Source organism: Streptomyces sp. NPDC047453 (genome assembly GCF_040643155.1).
In the GTDB taxonomy this organism is placed as follows: Bacteria; Actinomycetota; Actinomycetes; order Streptomycetales; family Streptomycetaceae; genus Streptomyces.
Genome location: NZ_JBEYTS010000040.1, coordinates 1 through 20430, shown reverse-complemented (window position 1 = coordinate 20430; position 20430 = coordinate 1). Strand labels below are relative to the sequence as shown.

General features: G+C 70.8%; 20 protein-coding genes and 2 pseudogenes. 12 read left to right on the top strand and 10 right to left on the bottom strand.

Annotation, left to right across the window (positions count from 1 at the left end):
* Positions 1–122: 122 nt before the first annotated feature.
* Positions 123–995, top strand: coding sequence for a winged helix-turn-helix domain-containing protein (locus tag ABZ818_RS28160; protein ID WP_361420319.1), 873 nt, complete (start codon positions 123–125; stop codon positions 993–995).
* A 402-nt stretch (positions 996–1397) separates the two neighbouring features.
* A complete protein-coding gene (locus tag ABZ818_RS28155; RefSeq protein WP_361420474.1) occupies positions 1398–3440 on the top strand; it encodes an aminoglycoside phosphotransferase family protein in 2043 nt (680 codons plus the stop codon).
* A gap of 84 nt (positions 3441–3524) precedes the next feature.
* Here the strand turns inward: ABZ818_RS28155 and ABZ818_RS28150 are convergent.
* A pseudogene (locus ABZ818_RS28150) lies at positions 3525–4077 on the bottom strand (histidine phosphatase family protein); the annotation flags it as partial.
* A gap of 118 nt (positions 4078–4195) precedes the next feature.
* Here ABZ818_RS28150 and ABZ818_RS28145 point away from each other — a divergent pair.
* The 3 genes from ABZ818_RS28145 (at position 4196) to ABZ818_RS28135 (ending at position 6075) form a co-directional block, all read left to right on the top strand.
* Entirely contained in the window at positions 4196–4774 is a 579-nt protein-coding gene (locus tag ABZ818_RS28145; protein ID WP_361420316.1) for a helix-turn-helix transcriptional regulator, read from the top strand.
* Positions 4775–4878: 104 nt separating this feature from the next.
* Complete coding sequence (locus ABZ818_RS28140) at positions 4879–5562, top strand: hypothetical protein (protein WP_361420314.1); 684 nt, start codon at positions 4879–4881, stop codon at positions 5560–5562.
* A gap of 168 nt (positions 5563–5730) precedes the next feature.
* On the top strand, positions 5731–6075 hold the full coding sequence (locus tag ABZ818_RS28135) for a DUF2516 family protein (RefSeq protein WP_361420471.1): 345 nt from the start codon (positions 5731–5733) through the stop codon (positions 6073–6075).
* Positions 6076–6103: 28 nt separating this feature from the next.
* Here the strand turns inward: ABZ818_RS28135 and ABZ818_RS28130 are convergent, their stop codons facing one another.
* From ABZ818_RS28130 to ABZ818_RS28120, 3 genes are all read right to left on the bottom strand, one after another.
* Positions 6104–7432: a fused response regulator/phosphatase gene (locus tag ABZ818_RS28130; protein ID WP_361420311.1), complete on the bottom strand. Its 1329-nt coding sequence runs from the start codon at positions 7430–7432 to the stop codon at positions 6104–6106.
* Between the two features lie 280 nt (positions 7433–7712).
* Positions 7713–8813 carry an NlpC/P60 family protein gene (locus tag ABZ818_RS28125; RefSeq protein ID WP_361420308.1) on the bottom strand — a complete coding sequence of 367 codons (1101 nt, stop codon included), beginning with the start codon at positions 8811–8813 and terminating at the stop codon, positions 7713–7715.
* Between the two features lie 212 nt (positions 8814–9025).
* The gene (locus tag ABZ818_RS28120) at positions 9026–9763 is read right to left on the bottom strand and encodes a class I SAM-dependent methyltransferase (RefSeq protein WP_361420468.1); all 738 of its coding nucleotides are present in this window, start codon (positions 9761–9763) and stop codon (positions 9026–9028) included.
* Between the two features lie 469 nt (positions 9764–10232).
* Here ABZ818_RS28120 and mshA point away from each other — a divergent pair, with 469 nt between their 5' ends.
* Positions 10233–11570, top strand: coding sequence for a D-inositol-3-phosphate glycosyltransferase (gene mshA, locus ABZ818_RS28115; protein ID WP_361420305.1), 1338 nt, complete (start codon positions 10233–10235; stop codon positions 11568–11570).
* A complete protein-coding gene (locus tag ABZ818_RS28110) occupies positions 11563–12090 on the top strand; it encodes a YbjN domain-containing protein (protein WP_361420302.1) in 528 nt (175 codons plus the stop codon). The genes mshA and ABZ818_RS28110 overlap by 8 nt, the downstream gene beginning before the upstream one ends.
* A 30-nt stretch (positions 12091–12120) precedes the next feature.
* Here the strand turns inward: ABZ818_RS28110 and ABZ818_RS28105 are convergent, their stop codons facing one another.
* Positions 12121–12936 (bottom strand): AraC family transcriptional regulator, encoded by an 816-nt coding sequence (locus ABZ818_RS28105; RefSeq protein WP_361420299.1) that lies wholly within the window; start codon positions 12934–12936, stop codon positions 12121–12123.
* A gap of 49 nt (positions 12937–12985) precedes the next feature.
* On the opposite strand from ABZ818_RS28105, the gene ABZ818_RS28100 reads away from it, so the two are divergent.
* Entirely contained in the window at positions 12986–13414 is a 429-nt protein-coding gene (locus tag ABZ818_RS28100; RefSeq protein WP_361420296.1) for a DUF2000 domain-containing protein, read from the top strand.
* Between the two features lie 22 nt (positions 13415–13436).
* Here ABZ818_RS28100 and ABZ818_RS28095 read toward each other — a convergent pair whose 3' ends face one another.
* The gene (locus tag ABZ818_RS28095; protein ID WP_361420293.1) at positions 13437–14702 is read right to left on the bottom strand and encodes an MFS transporter; all 1266 of its coding nucleotides are present in this window, start codon (positions 14700–14702) and stop codon (positions 13437–13439) included.
* A gap of 187 nt (positions 14703–14889) precedes the next feature.
* Here ABZ818_RS28095 and ABZ818_RS28090 point away from each other — a divergent pair, with 187 nt between their 5' ends.
* The gene (locus ABZ818_RS28090) at positions 14890–15651 is read left to right on the top strand and encodes a phosphoglyceromutase (protein WP_361420290.1); all 762 of its coding nucleotides are present in this window, start codon (positions 14890–14892) and stop codon (positions 15649–15651) included.
* Between the two features lie 9 nt (positions 15652–15660).
* Here ABZ818_RS28090 and ABZ818_RS28085 read toward each other — a convergent pair.
* Both ABZ818_RS28085 and ABZ818_RS28080 read right to left on the bottom strand, forming a co-directional pair.
* Positions 15661–15864, bottom strand: a pseudogene (locus ABZ818_RS28085) (integrase); the annotation flags it as partial.
* Positions 15865–16071: 207 nt separating this feature from the next.
* Positions 16072–16278: a hypothetical protein gene (locus ABZ818_RS28080; protein ID WP_361420287.1), complete on the bottom strand. Its 207-nt coding sequence runs from the start codon at positions 16276–16278 to the stop codon at positions 16072–16074.
* A 359-nt stretch (positions 16279–16637) separates the two neighbouring features.
* Here ABZ818_RS28080 and ABZ818_RS28075 point away from each other — a divergent pair, with 359 nt between their 5' ends.
* On the top strand, positions 16638–16781 hold the full coding sequence (locus tag ABZ818_RS28075; RefSeq protein ID WP_361420284.1) for a hypothetical protein: 144 nt from the start codon (positions 16638–16640) through the stop codon (positions 16779–16781).
* A 177-nt stretch (positions 16782–16958) separates the two neighbouring features.
* Here ABZ818_RS28075 and snpA read toward each other — a convergent pair whose 3' ends face one another.
* Positions 16959–17723: a snapalysin gene (gene snpA, locus ABZ818_RS28070; protein WP_361420281.1), complete on the bottom strand. Its 765-nt coding sequence runs from the start codon at positions 17721–17723 to the stop codon at positions 16959–16961.
* A gap of 706 nt (positions 17724–18429) precedes the next feature.
* Here snpA and ABZ818_RS28065 point away from each other — a divergent pair.
* Both ABZ818_RS28065 and ABZ818_RS28060 read left to right on the top strand, forming a co-directional pair.
* Positions 18430–19017 (top strand): hypothetical protein, encoded by a 588-nt coding sequence (locus tag ABZ818_RS28065; protein ID WP_361420278.1) that lies wholly within the window; start codon positions 18430–18432, stop codon positions 19015–19017.
* A gap of 41 nt (positions 19018–19058) precedes the next feature.
* Positions 19059–19580, top strand: a complete 522-nt coding sequence (locus tag ABZ818_RS28060; RefSeq protein WP_361420275.1) for a signal peptidase I — start codon at positions 19059–19061, stop codon at positions 19578–19580.
* A 542-nt stretch (positions 19581–20122) separates the two neighbouring features.
* On the opposite strand, the gene ABZ818_RS28055 is transcribed toward ABZ818_RS28060, so the two are convergent.
* A partial coding sequence (locus ABZ818_RS28055; protein ID WP_358909748.1) for a DNA-directed RNA polymerase subunit alpha C-terminal domain-containing protein occupies positions 20123–20430 on the bottom strand: 308 nt, incomplete at its 5' end.

Sequence of the window (20430 nt, the reverse complement as noted above, 5' to 3'; positions counted from 1 at the left end):
GCTGGTTGTCTTGGAATGGATGTCCCCTGTCCTGCTGATCGCTTAACGCGGCAGGCCGGATTGACTGCCGGCAAGGCCGAAAGGCCGGTTTGTTGGCGGGCTGCCGGCGGTACCGTCAGGTTGTGGGCGAGGAACGCGTGATCGACGGCGGGGGCAGGGAGTTCCGCCGGGTGTCCGACGAGTTGCGGGCTCGGATGGCGGGCGGCACGTACCCCGTGCGCTCCTTCCTGCCCTCCCAGCGCGATCTCGCGGAGGAGTTCGGCGTCTCCAGGGACACCGTCCAGCGAGTGCTGCGGGAACTGAGCAACGAGGGCTGGACGGAGTCCCGGCAGGGCAGCGGCACCCGCGTCATCAAGAACCAGCGCATACTGTCCTCGGCGGCCAAGGCCACCCGGTCGCCCCGTGGCGTCACACTGGGTCCGCTCATCAGCGAGGCGTTCGAACAGCCCGAAGTGCGGCTGGACGTCTACACGCTGACGTCCGAGTCGCTGGACGCGCACATCCGGCTCCAGGCGGAACGCATCAGGGGCGGCTTCATTCGGCCCCGGAGCATCGTTCTGCGCATGCTCCTGCCGGCCACGTCGCTGCCGCTGCCCTACCCGCGGGCCATGGACGACGAGAACGCCCCCCGCCTGCGCGACCGCCTGCTCGCCATCACGGAGCGGCACACGGACTCGCTGCGCAGTGTGCTGCGCGACCTGCGGACGGAACAACTGGTGCCCGCGGTCGACGTACAGATCCGGCATGCACCGTTGACCCCGGCCTTCAAGCTTTACGTCCTCAACGGCACGGAGGTCCTCTTCGGGCCGTACGAGGTGATCGAACGCCCCGTGGTGCTCGAGACCGGCGACGAGATCAGGGCGCTCGACGTCCTGGGGCTCGGGTCGACCCTCACCCACCACGTGCGCGACGCGAACGCCGATTCGCCGGGGTCGGTCTTCGTGACCTCGATGCAGTCGTGGTTCGAGTCCGTGTGGGTGCTGCTGTCGGAATGACGCGGGCGGCACAGCCGCCGCATGGCTGTGCTGTAGCATGCGCGCACCGCATGAGCAACAGCTCCGCTTCGCATGTATGGCACGCAAGAGGTGGGGTGCAAGGCGACCTCGAAGGTGCGACGCAGGCCGGAGACCACAGGCAGGGGCACACCACCCGTTGTGCCGACGTCGGGTGCGCTCCGATCGTGTCCTTTGTGGGGCGTGGCGTACCTTTTTTCACACCATCATTTCCTTCTGAGTGCTTGAGCAACTGGAGCGGCCGTGGGCGCACCTCCTCCGCGTCCCTTTCTCGGGGAACACGGCCTCCGCGACGTCAGGGCGTTCGTGCGGCTCGCGGCCACGCTGGGCCGGGCGAGCAGTGGCCATCACAACCAGAACCACGTGCTGCCGCTGACGGAACGCATGGCGCGGCTGCTGGGCAGGGAGGCCGGCGCGTCGGTGACCGTGCGCATCCGCCGGGCCCAGGTGCTGCCCGTGGTGATCAGGACCTGGAAGAACGAGGCCGACATCCTCGACACCGTCAGAGGCGTGCTGCCCAACGTTCCGGAGTGCCTGGTCAAGCAGGACTCCTTCGCGATCCACAGCTACGTCGAGGGTGTTCCGCTGTCCAGCGTCTGCGGCAACGGCAAGCCGGTCGACACGCTGCTGGTCAAGGCGCTGGCGGAACTGCTCGCCCGGATGACCCAGGTCCGCAGGGAGGTACTGCCTCCGCTGCCGCCCGAGTGGCCACGCAACGACAAGGACAGCCAGGCGTTCCTGCAGACGCTGGCGCGGCTCGCGGACCGGCAGATCAGGCAGGCCAATTGGCAGGACTTCGGTGGGCTGTTCGCGGCCCTCGGCATCCCCGAAGACGCTCTGATCCAACTGGCCGAGCGCGTGCCCGCCATGGCCAGGCGGCCGTACAGCCTGCTCCACGCGGACCTGCACCGCGACAACCTGATCATGTCGTACGACGGTGATCCGGCCCTCATCTGCGTCGACTGGGAGCTGGCGACCTACGGCGACCCGCTGCACGACCTCGCGACGCACCTGGTCCGCATGCAGTATCCGGGTCACCAGTGGCACGAGGTGATCGACGCCTGGGCCGAGGCCATGAACCGGATCCGTCCCGCCTCCGTCAACGGCCTGGGCAAGGACCTGCGGCACTACGTCGCCTTCGAGCGGGCGCAGTCCGTCTACCCGGACGTGATGCGGGCGGCGAGAGCCCTGGAGGACGCGCCCGACCAGAAGAGCCTGGACGAGGCGACGGCGTCCGTCCAGCGGGCGCTGGAGGCCGCCGCCGAACCGCTCGGACTCAGGAACGTTCCGGACACCGCGCAGATCGAACGCATCCTCTTCCGCTGGCGGGCCTCCCGGACGGCGGGGCGGACCGGCGGTGCCAGGCAGGCCGCGGAGACGGTCTCCTGGTCGTGGGACCCGCGCCTTCCGGAGCGGCCCGACTTCCCCGACTCCGCGATCCGCCACGCCCTGCTTGCCGAGGGGACGGCCCCGGCACGGTGGGTGCTCAAGGGCACCACCCACCTCAACTCGGTGGTCCGCGTGCCCGAGTTGGATGTTCCAGTGGTGGTACGCCGCAAGGTGGCGAACGTCTGCCGCCGCGAGCCCAGCTTCCTCAGCGAGCATGCCGTACTGCGGGCCATCGAGCAGTCCGGCGTCCCGGTGGCGGCGCCGAAGGTCCTCGCCCTGGGCCGCAGTCACCGGGGGGAGCCCTGTGCCATCCACACGTACGTCGGCCCCGAGGACCCCGACCGCCGGCCCAGCCATCCGGAGCATGGCCTGCGACCGTACGAGGCGGACGCGCTCGTCGACCAACTGTGCGCGCTGACCGGTGTGGACTACCGGGAACTCGACCCGGTCGCGGGCAAGGAGGCCTTTTTCACCTGGCTGTGCGACCAGCTGGTGATCCTGGTGGACAAGCTGCCCAAGGAGTCGCGGCAGCTGGCCCGGTTCCTCGGCCTGCCCGGCGCTTCCCGGCTCAGGCAGATCCTCTCCCGGTTCTGGGTGGTCAGCCCCCGCTGTCCGTCGCTCCTGCACGGCGACCTGAACCCGTGGAACCTCGTACGCCGCGAGGACCGCCTCGCTCTCACCGTCATCGACTGGGAGATGGCCCTGATCGGCGACCCGCTGTACGACCTGGTCCGGCACATGCACCTCACGCCGACCCGCCCGGAGATCCGCGAACGCATGTTCAGGCGCTGGGAACGTCGCCTGCCCGCCGAGTACACGGCCGGCTGGCGCCAGGACTGGCGCGTGTACCAGCGGCTGGAGACCGTCCGCTCCGCCTACGTGGACCTGGACCGCCTGGTGACCGGAGCGAGCCTGGACGCCCCCAACGTCCGCCGAGCCGTCGACTCCTACGCGATGACCCTCGCGGAGGCCACGGGCTTCCTCGGCCTGACCGTCCGCGCCACGGCGAACCCGTACCTTGCCCGGGCTCTGGCCTGAGGAGGCCATGACGGGGCCGGGAATCCGGTCTGCCGGCGGCCGCCATGCGGCGGCTCGCGAACGGCCCCCTTGGTCAGATGTGGAGTCGGGCGGGAAGCCGGCCCAGCGCAGTTCAACGGGCAGGTGCCGCATGTCGTTGTGGACGAGCACGGAGGACGGCCTGCCGGGTGCATAGCGGACGACCGACCGTCAGTGCCGCGTTGCCGTGGTCGAGGCCCATCCAGCGCAACTCGGGCGCGTCGAGGGCGGCTCGGACCAGCCAGCCGATGAGGAAGTTGTGCGTGACGACGAGCTCATGGCGGGGGCGATCGCCGTCGGCCGGCCCCGTGAATTCCGCGAGTGCTTCCCGGGCCGGCGCCGGACCGCGGTCGCGCTCCTCCTGCGGGACCCGGGCGAGGAAGCCCAGCATGGCGTCAGCCGCGTCCGGCGGCAGTTCCTCCTTCGCAGGGAGGTGGGGGACGTAGTCGCCGGCCGGCTCCGACGGATGCGGCGGGACGTCGCCGAGCTGTGCGCTGATCAGCTGGGTCGTCTGCCGCGCCCGGGGCAGCGGCCCGTGGTGGATCGCCGACAGCGGGGTGCTCCGGAGCCGTTCACCGAGCAGGGAGGCTTGGCGCCGGCCGCGCTCCGTCAGGGCCGACGTCAGGCCCTTCGCACATGGTTCCGTCGCACCCGGCGACCTCGTTCCCGACCGCCGGGACACACTCTTGCAAGCGGGTTGCTTGCAATTGTTAGCAGGGGTGGTGCAAGGTGGAGGCATGGCAACGCTCAACGTCGGCAATCTCGGTGAGTACCTGCGCGAGCAGCGGCGCAACGCGCAGTTGTCGTTGCGGCAGCTCGCCGACGCCGCCGGCGTGTCCAATCCGTACCTGAGCCAGATCGAGCGCGGGCTGCGCAAGCCGAGCGCGGAGGTGCTCCAGCAGGTCGCCAAGGCGCTGCGGATCTCGGCCGAGACGCTGTACGTGCGGGCCGGGATCCTCGACGCCGAGCGGGACCGGGACGACGTGGAGACGCGCGCCGTCATCCTGTCCGACCCGTCGCTGAACGAGCGGCAGAAGCAGGTGCTGCTCCAGATCTACGAGTCCTTCCGCAAGGAGAACGGGTTCGGGACCGCCGAGACGGACGGTTCCGGTGAGCGGGCGGCCCAGGACGGCGGCACCGGCGGCACTACAGCCCACGGCACCCGCGCGGCGGACGACGGCACCGGCGCCGACGGCGGCTCCATACCCTTCCGCCCCGCCGCCGAGGCGGACGGTGGCCGGCCCGCCCCCGACGGGCGGCGCCGTACCCGTACGTCCGGCGGCAGTGACGCCGATCCGCTGGAGGTGGCCGAGTGATCCCAGCGATCCCACGGTCACGGCCCGTACGGGCCGGGCGCCCGGCCCGACCACCGCGGAAACCCAAAACCCTCAGCCACATGCGATCCGGGAGAAGTATCACCATGGCCATCACCGACGACCTGCGCAAGACCCTCAGCGACCCCACGCCGCTCTACTTCGCCGCGGGCACCGCGGACCTGGCCCTCCAGCAGGCCAAGAAGGTGCCCGCCCTGGTGGACCAGCTGCGCGCCGAGGCCCCGGCCCGTATCGACGCGGTGCGCCACACCGACCCGAAGGCCGTCCAGGAGCGGGCCACCGCCCGTGCCAAGGAGGCCGGTGTCCGCGTCAAGGAGACGCAGGAGAACCTCCAGACCAAGGTCACCGACTTCCTGCACTACCTCGACACCGACCTGAAGAAGCTCGGCACCAACCTCGACGCCGATCTGAAGAAGTTCGGCGAGAGCGCCCAGGACCTCGCCCTGCGCGGCGTCGGCGTCGCCGCCGAGTACGCCGTCAAGGCCCGTGAGACCTACGAGAAGGTCGCCGAGCACGGCGAGCAGGCCGTGAAGACCTGGCGCGGCCAGGCCGCCGAGGGCATCGAGGACATCGCCGGGGGTGTCGAGGAGCTCGCCGTCGCCGTCGAGCCCCAGCCCGAGCCGAAGGCGGAGCCGGTCGTGGTCAAGGAGGAGGAGTCCGCCGAGACCGGGGCCACGCCGATCACGGCCAAGAAGAACCAGGCGAAGAAGGGTCCGGCCGAGCGCAAGACCCCGCCCACGGCGAAGAAGACCACCCCGCCCGCCAAGTAGGCGGCGATCCTGCCCGTCAAGCAGGCGGTGCCGGGCAGGCGGCGACACACCCGATCGCCTCACCCGTATGGGCGACGGGCACCCGGGCCGGGCACCCTTGGGGTGTCCGGCCCGTTCTACGGGTACGGTGGCCGCGTAGGAATCGGGAGAGAACGGGCGGTGGGCTACATGCTGATGCTGGGCTTCCAGGGGCTCCTGGGGATTTTGAAGATCGTCCTGATGGCCCTGGCCGCGTTCGGGCTGTTCGACGCCGCGTTCCGGCGCGAGGACGCCTTCCGCGCGGCCGACAAGCAGAACAAGATGTTCTGGCTGATCATCCTGGGTATCGCGCTCGCCGTGAGCTACCTGTTCTCGATCTTCTCGTTCCTGCCGATCATCGGCGTCATCGCGAGCATCGTCTACATCGTCGACGTACGGCCCGCGCTCAAGCAGGTCTCCGGCGGGAACGGGTGGGGGCGCCGCCGCGGCAGCAGCAGCGACGGCCCGTACGGGCCCTACAACGGCGGTCGCTGAACCGCCGGCCGGCCCCGGCTCCGGTTGCCTACGGCTCCCGGTCCAGCAGAACCACCGCCACGTCGTCGGTGAGCTCGCCGCCGTTGAGTCCGCGCACCTCGTTCACCGTCGCCCGCAGCAGCCCCTCCCCGCGCAGACCCTGGTCGAGCTGGCGGCGGACCACCTCGACCATGCCGTCCTGGCCCAGCCGCTCCCCTTCATCCCCGACCCGGCCCTCGATCAGGCCGTCGGTGTAGAGCATCAGGCTCCACTCGGCGCCCAGCTCCACCTGCATCCGGGGCCAGCGGGCACCGGGCAGCAGACCGAGGGCGGGGCCGTTGTTCTCGTACGGCAGCAGCCGGGCGGGCTTGCCGGGCGTGATCATCAGCGGTGACGGGTGACCGGCCAGGCACAGTCCCGCGCGGCGCCCGTCGGGCGCTATGTCCACCGTGCACAGGGTCGCGAAGATCTCGTCGTCGGAGCGCTCGTGCTCCAGCACCTGCTGGAGCGTGCCCAGCAGCTCGTCCCCGCACAGTCCCGCCAGGGTCAGTGCCCGCCAGGCGATACGCAGCTCCACGCCCAGCGCCGCTTCGTCGGGGCCGTGCCCGGAGACGTCGCCGATCATGGCGTGCACGGTGCCGTCGGGGGTGCGGACGGCGTCGTAGAAGTCGCCGCCGAGCAGCGCGCGCGAGCGGCCGGGGCGGTAGCGGGAGGCGAAGCGCAGCGTGGACCCGTCCAGCAGGGGGGTCGGCAGCAGGCCCCGCTCCAGACGCCGATTCTCCTGCGCGCGCAGCCTGCCCTCGGCGAGCCTGCGCTCGGCCGTGTCGGAGCGCTTGCGCTCCACCGCGTACCGGATCGCACGGCTCAGCAGCCGCCCGTCCAGCTCGTCGCGGAACAGGTAGTCCTGGGCGCCGACCCGCACCGCCTGGGCGGCGCGCTCGGCGTCACCGGAGGAGGTGAGCGCGAGGACGGCGTGCCGGGGCGCGAGTTCGAGTACGTGCCTGAGCACGGCCAGCTCGTCGTCGTCGCCCGCGGACCGGCCGGGTGCGGGCAGGGCGAGGTCCAGCAGGATGCAGTGGACGTCGTCGGTGAGCAGCCGCTCGGCCTCGGTCAGGTTGCGGGCCCTGCGCACGCGGATCGGCTTGCCGGACGCGTCGAGCAGTTCGGGCACCATCGGCGAGCCGACCGGGTCGTCCTCGATCAGCAGCAGCGTGAGCTGGGTGCCGTTGGCCTGGGTGCTGGCGCGGTTGTCCTTCTCGACCGTTGCTTCCTTACGCGGGGTCTGCGCTGCGGAGGTGCCGTCGCCGTGGGACGCGGTCTGCGTCTGGTCGCACTCCGCGGCCGGGACTGTCCTCTGCCGCGGTACGGGCACGGGCATTGTCCTGGGTTCCTTCCCTCCCCCCGAGGGCATGGCGGGTACGAGGGACCTCGCGCCGCCGACGGGGACATTAGCGGTAGTCGGCGCCGCGGGGGAATGGTGTGAGGCGCGTCGCTCCGGCTTTCGCCGCTGTCATATGCCGCGATCCCTACCGGAGTTGGACACGACGCCGCCGGGGGCGGAATGACGAAGGTCACGTCTCCCGCGGGTTTGGCGGCGGCCGGGGGTGCGATCGGTCACGTGTCCGGGGTCACCGGGGGCCGGCCCGGGGCCCGGAGTCTCAGTCCGTGTCGGGCCGTACGACGCCCAGGATCGGCATCGTGCCCGCCCCGGCGAGCGTCACCGTGCGTCCCGGCCGCGGGGCGTGGACGATCGTGCCGTCGCCGACGTACATCCCGACATGGCTGGCGTCGCCGAAGTAGACGATCAGGTCGCCGGGCCGCATGTCCTTGATATCCACACGCTTCAGCTGCTTCCACTGCTGTTGCGAGGTGCGCGGGACGGGATGCCCGGCCGCCGACCAGGCCTGGGAGGTGAGCCCCGAGCAGTCGTACGTCCGGGGGCCCTCGGCGCCCCACTCGTACGGCTTGCCGAGCTGGGCCGTGGCGAACTCGACCGCCTTTTTGCCCGCCGCGGACGCCTTGCCGTTGAGTTCGTCGAGGATTCCGGTGCCCAGCCAGGCCGACTGCGCCTGATCGGCGGCCTGCCGCTCCAGTTCGGCGAGGCGCTCGCGCTGCCGCTTCTCCAGCGTGGCCTCGAGCTGTTCGGCCTCCTTGATCCGCTGCTTGATCCGCTTCTTCGCCGCGGCCTTGGCCTTGCGGCCCGCCTCCAGCTTCCGCCAGCGGTTGGCGGCGTCGTCCGCGTACAGCTTCAAGTCCTGCTGAGCTCGGGCCGTTTCCTCGATCAGGCCCTTGGTCGCCCGCTGGCCCTGGAGCACCCGGCCGGCGCCGTCGAAGAAGATCTGCGGGTCGCTGCTCAGCATCAGCTGGACCTCGGGCGGCAGACCGCCCGTGCGGTACTGGGCGCGGGCCGCGGCGCCGGCGCGCTCCTTCAGGCCGTCCAGTTTCCGCTGCTCGTCCGCGATCTTCCGGGTCAGATCAGTGATCTCGGCGGACTGCTTCTCCGCCTGCTCCCTGGCCAGGTTGTAGGCGTCGGTGGCGACGGCCGCGTCGTGGTACAGCTTGTCCAGCTTGGCGCGGACGGCCTGGAGGTCCTTGTCCGGCGCGAGCGTGGCGGAGGGGGAGGGCGAGGGAGCGGGGGAGGCGGACGGGGCCGGGTCCGGCAGTGCGCGCGCGAACGCGGTGCCCGGCGCTCCCAGCAGCGTGACCGCGCAGACCACGGTCACGGCCGCCGCGAGCACGGTGTGCCTGCGCCGTCCCATATTCGGCCCCCCAGCTTATTAACCGTCAGTAACATGCGGACGCTCGGGTGATCGTGCCACGACTCGGCGCAAAGCGACAGAGGTGTGGCGATCTCCCGGCGATCTCCCCGTCTGTGTGACGAACGATCCGCAAAGATCGTTCCCCGCAGGTCACGGCGGATGCGCGCGCCGCCGCCGGCCGGTCGCGCGGGCCGCCGTGCGGCGGCCCGCAGTCAGTTGCGCGGCGCCAACGCCTGCCAGTCGATGGTCACTTCGCCCTGGCGCCAGCGCGACGGGCCGTCCGTCACCGGCCAGTCGGCCGTCAGGTCGCGCACCGTGCGGATCCAACGCTGGCGCGCGCCGTAGGAGGCGTACGGCGCGGCGCTCGCCCAGGCGCGGTCGAAGTCGCGCAGGAAGGCGTGCACCGGCTCACCGCGGACGTTGCGGTGGATGAGCGCCTTCGGGAGGCGTTCGGCCAGGTCGGACGGGTGGTCCAGGGAGCCGAGGCGGGTGGCGAAGGTCACCGTGCGGGGGCCCTCCGGGCCGAGCGCGACCCACACGTGCCGGCGGCCGATCTCGTCGCAGGTGCCCTCGACCAGCAGGCCTCCGCGCGAGTGCCCGTCCGCCGGGGCGAGTCGCGTGCGCAGCCGCTCCCAGACGGCGGCGACCTCTTCCTCGTCGTACTGCCGCAGCACGTTGGCCGCGCGGATGAGGTGCGGGCGCTGCGGGACGGGGACCTCGAAGCCGCCGTGCCGGAAGACGAGCCCGTCGCGCTCGTACGGTTTCGCGGCCGCGACCCTGGCCGGTTCGATCTCGACGCCCACCACGCGCGCGCGTGGGGCTGCGGTACGCAGTCGGTGGAGCAGTTCGACCGCCGTCCAGGGTGCGGCGCCGTAGCCGAGGTCGACGGCCACCGGATCGGCGGCCCGGCGCAACTCGGCGCCGTGCACGGCCGCGATCCAGCGGTCCATGCGGCGGAGCCGGTTGGGGTTGGTCGTCCCGCGCGTCACCGTTCCCACGATGGGGGTCCCGCCGCTCGAGCGAAGCCGAGAGTGGGGGAGGGTCGCTGCGCGGGATGTCATGCATACGAGGGTATGGCGCCCGCCGACCCCCACCGCACGGACGTACCACGCACCCCGTAGGAACCCCGCGGGTCGTGCCCGGGCGGCCTTTCCGGCAGGTTGTGCACGCGTGCGTCACGCTCTGGATCTGCGGTACCCGCGGTGCGTTCGCGGCGCTGATTGCGCGTAGGTGTTCACGCCGTGCTCGGGCGCTCGGCGCGCATGCGTTACGCGTCTCGGGGTCGAACGGTTGAGCGAGGGCCGGTAATGATTGGGCAAAGGAACCGGTAGCGGAAATGGAGTCAGGTGCTCCGGCGTTGGGTCTTGGAGGGCGCTCGGCGCCCCCGTACGGCATGCCCGCAACGAGGAGGAACGCCACGTGAGCCAGTACGTCAGCAGGCTCGGGCGTCGTTCCCCGACGGCACCCGCGCGGCTGCGGCTGCACCGCCGGCCCCGGCGCGTCGCCATGCTCTCCGTGCACACCTCACCGCTCCACCAGCCCGGCACGGGCGACGCCGGCGGCATGAACGTCTACATCGTGGAGCTCGCCCAGCGTCTGGCCGCCCAGGGCGTCGAGGTCGAGGTCTTCACCCGGGCCACCGCGGGAGACCTGCCGCCCGCCGTCGAACTCGCCCCGGGCGTCCTCGTCCGGCACGTCGACGCCGGCCCCTACGAGGGCCTGGCCAAGGAGGACCTGCCCGCCCAGCTGTGCGCCTTCACACACGGCGTGATGCAGGCCTGGGCCGGGCACCGCCCCGGCTACTACGACCTCGTCCACTCCCATTACTGGCTCTCCGGCCACGTCGGCTGGCTCGCCGCCCAGCGCTGGGGCGTCCCCCTGGTGCACGCCATGCACACCATGGCCAAGGTCAAGAACGCCAGCCTCGCCGAGGGCGACACCCCCGAGCCCGCCGCCCGCGTCATCGGAGAGACCCAGATCGTCGCCGCCGCCGACCGGCTGATCGCCAACACCGACGAGGAGGCCGGCGAACTCGTACGGCACTACAGCGCCGACCCCGCCAAGGTCGCCGTCGTACACCCCGGCGTGAACCTCACCCGCTTCCGCCCGGGCGACGGCCGCGCCGCCGCCCGCGCCCGCCTCGGCCTGCCGCAGGACGCCCTGATCCCGCTGTTCGCCGGCCGTATACAGCCGCTCAAGGCCCCCGACGTGCTGCTGAGGGCCGTGGGCGTCCTCCTCGACCGACGGCCCGAGCTGCGCTCCCGCATCGTCGTACCCGTCGTCGGCGGCCCGAGCGGCAGCGGCCTCGCCAAGCCGGAGGGCCTGCAGAAGCTGGCCGCCCGGCTCGGCATCGCCGACGTCGTACGGTTCTGCCCGCCGGTCGGGCAGGACCGGCTCGCCGACTGGTTCCGGGCCGCGTCCGTCCTGGTCATGCCCTCCTACAGCGAGTCCTTCGGCCTGGTCGCGATAGAGGCGCAGGCGACCGGCACCCCGGTCCTCGCCGCCTCGGTCGGCGGGCTGCCGGTGGCCGTGCGGGAGGGCGAGACCGGATTCCTGGTCCAGGGCCACGACCCGGCCGACTACGCGCACCTGCTGCACCGCTTCGCGGAGAACCCGCACCTCGTCGACCGGATGGGCGCCGCCGCCGCCCGGCACGCGCGGTCCTTCGGCTGGGACGCGTCGGCGGCCGCCACGGCCGACGTGTACACGGCCGCGTTGCAGGCCCACCGGCGTCGCGTACGCTCGCCCCATGGGTAGCGCCACGGGTGCCACGGGTGAGGCGGAGCAGCAGCGCGCGACGCGGGTCGTCGAGGACGTCCTCAAGGGCGCCGAACTGGAGTGGGAGAGCCCGCGGTCCGGCAGCTACGTCGTGAAGCTACCCGGCACCCGCAAGCTGTCGACCACCCTGTCGATGATCGTCGGCCGGCACTCGCTCTCCCTGAACGCCTTCGTCATCCGCCACCCCGACGAGAACGAGCCCGCCGTCCACCGCTGGATGCTGGAGCGCAACCTCAAGCTGTACGGCGTGAGTTACGCCGTCGACCAGCTCGGTGACGTCTACCTCACCGGCCGGCTGCCGCTGGCCGCCGTGACCGCCGACGAGGTCGACCGGCTGCTCGGCCAGGTCCTGGAGGCGGCCGACGGCAGCTTCAACACCCTGCTGGAACTCGGCTTCGCCTCGGCGATCCGCCGCGAGTACGCCTGGCGCGTCTCGCGCGGCGAATCGACCCGCAACCTCGAGGCGTTCGCGCACCTGACGCAGCGTCCGGCCGACTGACCCCGCCCTCGCCGCGGTCGTGGGATCACGTCACTTCCCGTGCTTGCCGTGCGAGGTCCCGCGGCCGTACCGCCCCGGAGTCACCCCCACGAGTTTCCTGAAGTGCCGGGTGAGATGGGCCTGGTCGTAGAAGCCGGTCTCGGCGGCCACCTCGGCCGGTTTCTGCCCCGCCAGCAGCAGCCTGCGGGCGCGGTCGACACGGCGCGACATCAGGTACTGGTGCGGAGCGATGCCGTACGCGCCGCTGAACGCCCGTACCAGGTGGGTGGGATGGGCCTGCACGAGAGCCGAGGCCTCGTCGAGCGTGACGCCCTGCGGCACCCGCTCGTCGAGCAGTTCGCGCAGCCGGCGGGCGAGGGCGGGGTCGCGGCGCGGGGCCCCGACGGCGAGCCGCGGCCGCAGATGGGCGCGCAGCCGCTCGCCGATGAGCGCCAGCCGGCTCTCCGCCTCCAGCTCGTCACCGGGCAGGGCGAGCGCGGTGTGCACCTGCCCGACCCGCCGGCGCAGCACCGGATCGCGCAGGTCCGGCCCGTCCACGGCCGCCCCGATGAACTCGTCGCCGAGGTGGGTGGCGTCCAGGTACAGCACCCGCTTGCGGAAGCCGCCCGGGTCGACGGGCGAGCCGTTGTGCGGGACGTGCGGCGGCAGCAGGGACACGGTGTCGTGCGGGGTGCCGTGCTCGTTCCGGTCCAGGTCGTACCGTACGGCGCCGTCGTCCACGATCAGCAGCGTCCACGCCTCGTGCACGTGCATGGGATAGGCGTACTCGGTGAAGTGCGCGTGGAACACCTCCACGACGCCCGGGACACGCGGGCGCCAGGCGGAGACGTTCCGCTGCGGGGCCATGCAAAGAACGTACAAGACGGCGCGGTACGGCGTTCGGGAGTCTCGTCCCATGAACGACGAGCAGCCCATCCGCTTCGACACCAAGATCGCCGTCCTGCTGCGCGAGGACCTGGAGCCCTGGCAGTGCCTGAACGTCACCGCGTTCCTGGTCAGCGGCCTCGGCACGACGGTCCCGGAGGTCATCGGGGAACCGTACGAGGACGCCGACGAGGTGCCGTACCTGCCGATGTTCCGCCAGCCGGTGCTGGTCTTCCAGGGCACCAAGGAGACGCTGACCGCGGCGCACGGGCGGGCCCTGTCCCGGTCCCTGCCGCGCGCCGTCTTCACCTCCGACCTGTTCACCACGGGCAACGACCGCGACAACCGGGCCGTGGTCCGGGCCGTGCCGACCGGGGAGCTGGACCTCGTGGGGCTCGCGGTCCACGGCCCGCGCAACGCGGTGGACAAGGTGCTGAAGGGCGCGCGGATGCACCCGTAGGCACCTGGCACGGCTGCCTGCCTCACGCGGTGCCGACCTCGGTACGAGGCTCGGTGCGGGACTCCACGGTGGTCGGCTCGGTCTTCGGCAGGCGGCGCATCAGGGCCCAGTAGCCGAGGGCGGCGGCCGTGCCGACGGCCGCGCACATGCCCCACAGCCACTCGGCGCCGAGCCGGTCGATGACGGCACCGGACATCAGGGGCGCGACCAGCGCGGCCACCGACCAGGACAGGGTGTAGACGCCCTGGTAGCGCCCGCGCCCGTGCACCGGGGAGAGCCGGACGACCAGCCCGGTCTGGGTGGGCGCGTTGATCATCTCGCCGAGGGTCCACACGCACACCGTGAGCGCGAACACGCCGACCGATCCGGCGAACGCCGTGAGCCCGAAGCCGTACCCGGCGAGCAGGGAGGAGACGATCAGCAGCCGCCCGGGGTCCCGGTGCTCGATGAAACGGGTGACCGGGATCTGCAGGGCGACGATCAGGACCCCGTTGACGGCGATGGCCATGCCGTAGTCGGCGGGCGTGAACCCGGCCCGGCCCATGGCGACCGGCAGCCCGACCGCCCCCTGCTGGAAGACGACGGCGATCAGGAAGGACGCCCCGACGACGCCCATGAACCGCCCGTCCCGCAGGACGGTCCACAGCCGGACGGCGTCGCCGCCGCCCTCGTGGCCCACGTGCGCGTCCGGGTCCGGCCGGGACTCGGGCACCTTCAGGAAGACGACGATCGCGCAGGCCATCGTCATCGCGGCCTCGATCAGGAAGCCGGCGAGATAGCTGTACTCGGCGATGAAGCCGGCTGCCATGGAGGAGACGGCGAAGCCGAGGTTGATCGCCCAGTAGTTGAGGGAGAAGGCGCGGACCCGGTCCTCGGGCCGCACGATGTCGGCCATCATCGCCTGCACGGCGGGCCGGGAGGCGTTGCTGGTCATACCGACCAGGAAGGCGACGGCGGCGATGGCGATGGGATCCTGGACGAACCCGAGCGCCGCGACGGACACGGCGGTGGAGGCCTGGGCGACGAGCAGGGTCGGCCGCCGGCCGAGCCGGTCGGCCATCACGCCCCCGGCGAGCGAGGAGACGACCCCGCCGAGCCCGTGCAGCGCGGCGACCAGACCGGCGTACGAGGCGGAGTAGCCGCGGCCGAGGGTCAGGTACAGCGCCATGAACGTGGCGACGAAGGCGCCCAGCCGGTTGACGAGGGTGCTGGTCCACAGCCACCAGAACTCACGGGGGAGCCCGGAGACGGTCTCGCGGGCGGCGCGTCTGAGACTGGCGACGGACATGGACGACCCCCCGGGGATGTAAGCGGCTTAAGTAGCGAGCACAACTTACGAGCAGGGGGTCGCGCGGGACCACTGAATTAGCAGAAGCCGTCAACTGTCGGCCACCGTCGTGGGGTGGCCGTCCGCCCGCCGTCCGCCTGCTGGGCGCCGGGGCAGGGGGCCGAATGCGTGGATTACGCTCTGAGGCATGGCCGACGCACCGTACAAGCTGATCCTGCTCCGCCACGGCGAGAGCGAGTGGAACGCGAAGAACCTGTTCACCGGCTGGGTGGACGTCAACCTCAACGAGAAGGGCGAGAAGGAGGCCGTCCGCGGCGGTGAGCTGCTGAAGGACGCCGGCCTGCTGCCCGACGTGGTCCACACCTCCGTCCAGAAGCGCGCGATCCGCACGGCCCAGCTCGCGCTGGAGGCCGCCGACCGCCACTGGATCCCGGTCCACCGCTCCTGGCGCCTGAACGAGCGCCACTACGGTGCTCTCCAGGGCAAGGACAAGGCCCAGACCCTTCAGGAGTTCGGCGAGGAGCAGTTCATGCTGTGGCGCCGCTCCTACGACACCCCGCCGCCGCCGCTGGACCGCGACGCCGAGTACTCCCAGTTCTCCGACCCGCGCTACGCGGCCCTCCCGCCGGAGCTGCGGCCGCAGACGGAGTGCCTGAAGGACGTCGTCGTCCGTATGCTCCCGTACTGGTTCGACTCGGTCGTCCCCGACCTCCTGTCCGGCCGCACGGTCCTGGTCGCCGCCCACGGCAACAGCCTGCGCGCCCTGGTCAAGCACCTCGACCAGATCTCGGACGCCGACATCGCGGGCCTCAACATCCCCACCGGCATCCCCCTCTCCTACGAACTCGACGCCGACTTCCGCCCCGTCACCCCGGGCGGCAAGTACCTCGACCCGGACGCGGCGGCAGCCGCCATCGAGGCGGTCAAGAACCAGGGCAAGAAGAAGTAGCTTTCGTGATCATGTCCCTGAGCTGCGCAGATGGCGCGACTCAGGGGCATTTTCACGGCTTGGGCCCTCTCTGGGCCCGCAGGCCCCCGGGCCCTGCGGCCGGAGCGCTCGCCCGAGAGCCTTCCGGGCCCGCTCCCGGCTGCTCGGCATGAGGTGCGCGTACACCTTCAGCGTCAGCCCCGGATCGGAGTGCCCGAGGTACTCCGCGAGGGCCGGCCTACGGCCGCGCAAGCCTTGGCAGCTCGCTGCGCTCGGCGCGACGGCATTCGGAGCTCCCGCCCGCCGCGTGCTTCCGGGCCGACTCGGACCCGGTCACAGCACTAGCGTGCCCGACGGGTCGGCGCAGTCCCTGCGACTCTCCCGGGCTGCGCTCGCGCGGGAGCGCCCCGCGGCGCGTGGCTGCGGGGCGCCTTGTGGGGTTTAGTCGACCGGCTGCCCGTCGTACTTACCGCCCTTGCAGGGGTTGCCCGGCAAGTCGATCCGGGGCGTTCCGCCGCCCTCCTCGCACTGAGAAGGGGTGACGGAGGATGGGGCACCCTGTGCGGTGGCGGCGGCGGCGCCTGTGAGGCCGAGTCCGGCGAGGGCTGCCGTGGCGCTGACGGCGGCGAGGATTCGTCGAATGCGCATTTGGTTCCCCTTTCACGGATTACCTCGGTTGGGGCACTAGTCAGCTTGATCCTCACCCATGTGGGTGGCACGTCATGTTGCGCCGTTCGGGTGACAGTGCTGGCGGGCGCGGGGTCGGTGACCTGCGGAAACGCGCCCTTGGTAGCGGACGCTGCGGACGCTGCACATTCTGTTTAGTTCTTGCTCCTCCCTCGGCAGCCGTCGCCCGCTCCGCCGGCGCCCGCCTGCCTTGTCGCTTGTCGCCTGCAGGACAAGGACGCTTCCGTGCCTGTCGTGGGAACGAAAACCGCGTCTGACCTGCGAGCCGACAAGACAAGACAAGCGACAAGCGCGCCCTACTGCGCCAGGAACCGTGCACGGTGACGATCACCCACGCCAGCACGCGTATCACCTGGTCCATCCGCCCGGTGCTCTTCCTGCCGCTCGAACACCGTCAGGGCATCGAACTCCCAGCTTGTGCACACGACTTCAAGCCCCATGCCACGGTGTCGAATCCCAGTTGATGGTTGACGGGTTGGCGTCGGGTGATCTTTGACATCCGCGATAGACGGTTCGATCGGCACCGCCTGCGTACCGGCCGGATGGGACGCGGCCATCCTGCAAGAGTGCTCAGACGACCGGCTTGAGCATGTGGCTGAAGCCATCCTCGACAGCGATCCGCTTCCCGCTCGGGAACGCAATCAACTCCAGGGCCTGCTGTGGAGCCGATGCCATGGACCGTGGCTCGGCGCCACAGTCCGTACCGGCGGTGCGGTGCTCAGGTGGTCAGCGGGCCTGGTCATCGTGCCCGGGTCCTGCGCGAGTCCGGTGGCCCACAGCTGGTCGACACGCGAGCGCTCGGTGACGTTCGGGTAGCGGTTGGTGCAGGACGGGCCGGCGTAGCCGCCCGACATCAGCTCACTGCACGGTCCGCTGTAGTTGTCCGGCAGGCCCAGCACGTGCCCGGTCTCGTGGGTGACGACGCGGACCGAGTCGTACTGCTGGTTCTGGGCGTAGTCGAGGAAGACGTAGCCATTTCCGTGGCCGTTGGTGGAGGCGTAGGACCCGCGCGGGTCGTTGCCCTCGTAGTAGGAGAAGTCGGCGCCGCGCGACGCCTCCTGGAGCTTGACGTTGGACTCGGAGCTGTTCCAGATCGAGGCCGCGCTCGATATCTGCGAACGGAAGCTCGGTGCCCGGGAGGCGTCGTAGTAGACAGTCACCGCCCGCGCGTTCGGCTGGGCGACGCGCTTCTCGGCGACGGACTTGAGCACGGCCTCGAAGAACGCCTTGTGGTTCGCGGCCTCCTCAACCGACCCGGCGTACCGTGCCACGGAGGTACCGGCGGCAGCGGACGGGGTGGCGGCCGTCCGGGCACTCGCCGGCACCGCCGCGCCCAGCGTGCTGGAGGCCAGACCCAGGCCGAGAGCGAGGGCGAGGAGTCTCGCGGACGTTCGGGACGACTTCATGTGGGGGGCTCCTACTCACTCGGTGACGCCGAGCGCCCGGTGCGCGGTCGACCTGCGTGAACACCGGTTCTGAACTGCGGCGACGTCCTGTGGGTCGTCATTCTTAGAACGGCTCGACAGGGAGCGCAAAGGGCCCCGCCACTACGTCGCCTCGTAGGTCCCGGGGACCTCGCCAGGGCAGTGCACGGGTCTCCGGTCCGCACATGACGGCAGGAGGGGAAGCTGCCGCGGCGTCAGAAGCCTTACAGCGCGGGGCAACGGGCGTGCAGGTCGGCCGGGCGGAATCCCGGGATGCGCGGCGGGATCCACATCCGGGTAAAGATGGACAAATCCTCAAATGCCTGCCGCGTCACGTCTACTAAGCGTGCCGGTTGATTGATGGAACGCTGTGACCGACGTCATAGAACATGAGCTTCCGTTTCTTTCGCACCCCACCGGCCCCGGGGCCCTCGGGGAGTCACTCTCGGCGCTGGGCGGCATCCCTCGCCGCTGAGCCTCCGCCGCTCAGCCCTGATCGGGATGGAAGCCGGGCCCGCCGTGCAGTCCGGCGAGCGGCGCGGAGGGGAGGCGCAGGTCGGCGAGGGCGCCCGCTCGGGACAGGCTCGAGCCTCCATCGGGCCCGGATGGCTACACGGAGCGGCGCCGCCGCAGATGAGACAGAATGCATCAATATGTGCAGGACTGTCGGAATAGAACGGAGTGGCCGATGGGGCGTCCCTGGCTGCACGTGCTGGCACAGGTGGCCCCCGTTCCGCTCGGGTTGCTGCTCAGCGGTGCTCTGGTCTGGAGTGCCACCAACGCTGACTGGAGTGGGACCAGCAGCAACAGCGGCAACACGTGGGAGTCTGGCTCGCTGGGGCTGGCCAACGACAGCAAGGTGCCCATGTTCCGCATCGACAACATGCGACCCGGCGACACAGGCTCCAACTGCATCAGGATCAAGTCGAACGCTGACTTCCCCACCGCGCTCAAGCTGTACAGCAACTCACCGAACTGGCCGAGCAACTTCCAATCCTTCATCAACCTCAAAATTGAGGTAGGCAGCGGCGGCACCTTCGGCGACTGCAACGGCTTCACTCCGCACAAGACTGCGTTCGACGGCACCCTGGACCAGTTCGTCGCCCTGTACACCGACTTCCGCACCGGCGTGGGCCCCTGGACCCTGCCCGGCAAGCCTCCCAACTCGCTGAGCTTCCGCTTCGCGTGGAAGTTCAGCCGGAGCGCACCCAACAGCTCGCAAAGCGTGACCACTAACGAGGTGACCTTCACCTGGGAAGCGCGGGAGCACAAGTGACTCTCCCAAGTGACCTGGCCGCCGGCGCGCCCCGTCAACCCATGGCCGAGGGTGCCCCGCACCCGATCCGCGTGGTCACCTCGGTCACCTCACGTACCGTGCTCGGCTCGCTGGTTGGGCTGCTGTTATGGGCGCAATTGCCCGTGGTGGCGCTGGGCTGGACAGCGGGCGTGGTGCAGTCCGGCTCCATGCGTCCCGCCCTCATGCCGGGCGACGTCGTCCTCTACCAGCCACCGCCGCGCAACCGCACGCCGGCGGTGGGTCAAATCGTGCTGGCCCAGGACCCCATCCGACCTGGCCATCTGCTCACCCATCGGGTCTACCAGGTACTTCCCAACAACGACCTGATCACCAAAGGTGACGCCAATTCCACACCGGACTCCACCCCGATCCGGCCCACGGCGCTCCAAGGCGTAGCACGGTTGCGCGTGCCCTGGGTCGGGTTGGCGGTCCAGCTCTGGCGCGCCAGGCAGCCCGTGTCCGAGGCGATCCTGCTGCTTGGACTTGCCACTCTGCTTGGGCTTGCCGCTCTGCCACTGCACAGCCGCAGCCAACACAAGTAGCCCCGGTGGCTTGCTGAACAGAACTGGCGCCGTCGTCGAGCCGACGGTAGCGGAGCGGGTTCGCCGGCGGATCGCCGGACGGCCGCTGAAGCACGCGCCTGAGGGCTTGGAAACCCATGCCGCGCTGTGGCTGAGGTCGGCGGCAATCGTCTTATTTCACCCAAATGCCGCCAGTGCGGGTCGTCTGTAGCTGCACGATTACGTTGAGCAAGGGGATGGTTCTCGAGGCAGAGGAGGCCCAACGCCTCACGCACGGCATTCACTCAAGCCCGGCACGCTGGCACTGGTCCTGCTGACAACCTCCAATGGGAACTCCACCCCAAAGCCGCTTCACCGACCGCGCTCGAGTCGGCGCGAAATGGGTTGTCGCAGAGTCAATGCATTGCCGCGACTTCGCGCGTCAGGCCCCCTGCCCGCGGGTTCTCCGCGGGCAGGGGGGCTGTTGCTGCGCTGGGGCTGTTCTGTGCCCCGGGGTGCAGCGCGTCAGGCGGCGTTCTCGGCCGCACCCGGGGGGACGGAAGGCAAGAGTCCCGGCGCAGCGTTCAGTACTGCTCGGTCTCCACGAAGCCCGTGTTCCCGTTGTCGTCCGCGTCGAAGGCGGCAGCGGTCGGGTCGAATCCGGGCGGGCTGTCCTTCAGGGCCAGGCCCAGGCCGGCCAGCTTCGCCTTGACCTCGTCGATGGACTTCGCACCGAAGTTGCGGATGTCCAGCAGGTCGGCCTCGGAGCGCGCCAGGAGCTCACCCACCGAGTGGACGCCCTCGCGCTTGAGGCAGTTGTAGGAGCGGACCGTGAGCTCCAGCTCCTCGATCGGCAGCGCCAGGTCGGCGGCCAGGGCGGCGTCCGTCGGGG

Coding starts and splice junctions, on each gene's coding strand:
- ABZ818_RS28155 (WP_361420474.1), top strand. CDS start 1,398: ATGGCGCGGCTGCTGGGCAGGGAGGCCGGCGCGTCGGTGACCGTGCGC.
- ABZ818_RS28125 (WP_361420308.1), bottom strand. CDS start 8,813: ATGGGACGGCGCAGGCACACCGTGCTCGCGGCGGCCGTGACCGTGGTC.
- ABZ818_RS28090 (WP_361420290.1), top strand. CDS start 14,890: ATGGCCGACGCACCGTACAAGCTGATCCTGCTCCGCCACGGCGAGAGC.
- ABZ818_RS28140 (WP_361420314.1), top strand. CDS start 4,879: ATGGCCATCACCGACGACCTGCGCAAGACCCTCAGCGACCCCACGCCG.
- ABZ818_RS28060 (WP_361420275.1), top strand. CDS start 19,059: ATGGCCGAGGGTGCCCCGCACCCGATCCGCGTGGTCACCTCGGTCACC.
- ABZ818_RS28095 (WP_361420293.1), bottom strand. CDS start 14,702: ATGTCCGTCGCCAGTCTCAGACGCGCCGCCCGCGAGACCGTCTCCGGG.
- ABZ818_RS28080 (WP_361420287.1), bottom strand. CDS start 16,278: ATGCGCATTCGACGAATCCTCGCCGCCGTCAGCGCCACGGCAGCCCTC.
- ABZ818_RS28135 (WP_361420471.1), top strand. CDS start 5,731: ATGCTGATGCTGGGCTTCCAGGGGCTCCTGGGGATTTTGAAGATCGTC.
- ABZ818_RS28100 (WP_361420296.1), top strand. CDS start 12,986: ATGAACGACGAGCAGCCCATCCGCTTCGACACCAAGATCGCCGTCCTG.
- snpA (WP_361420281.1), bottom strand. CDS start 17,723: ATGAAGTCGTCCCGAACGTCCGCGAGACTCCTCGCCCTCGCTCTCGGC.
- ABZ818_RS28145 (WP_361420316.1), top strand. CDS start 4,196: ATGGCAACGCTCAACGTCGGCAATCTCGGTGAGTACCTGCGCGAGCAG.
- ABZ818_RS28105 (WP_361420299.1), bottom strand. CDS start 12,936: ATGGCCCCGCAGCGGAACGTCTCCGCCTGGCGCCCGCGTGTCCCGGGC.
- ABZ818_RS28065 (WP_361420278.1), top strand. CDS start 18,430: ATGGGGCGTCCCTGGCTGCACGTGCTGGCACAGGTGGCCCCCGTTCCG.
- ABZ818_RS28120 (WP_361420468.1), bottom strand. CDS start 9,763: ATGGACCGCTGGATCGCGGCCGTGCACGGCGCCGAGTTGCGCCGGGCC.
- ABZ818_RS28110 (WP_361420302.1), top strand. CDS start 11,563: ATGGGTAGCGCCACGGGTGCCACGGGTGAGGCGGAGCAGCAGCGCGCG.
- ABZ818_RS28130 (WP_361420311.1), bottom strand. CDS start 7,432: ATGCCCGTGCCCGTACCGCGGCAGAGGACAGTCCCGGCCGCGGAGTGC.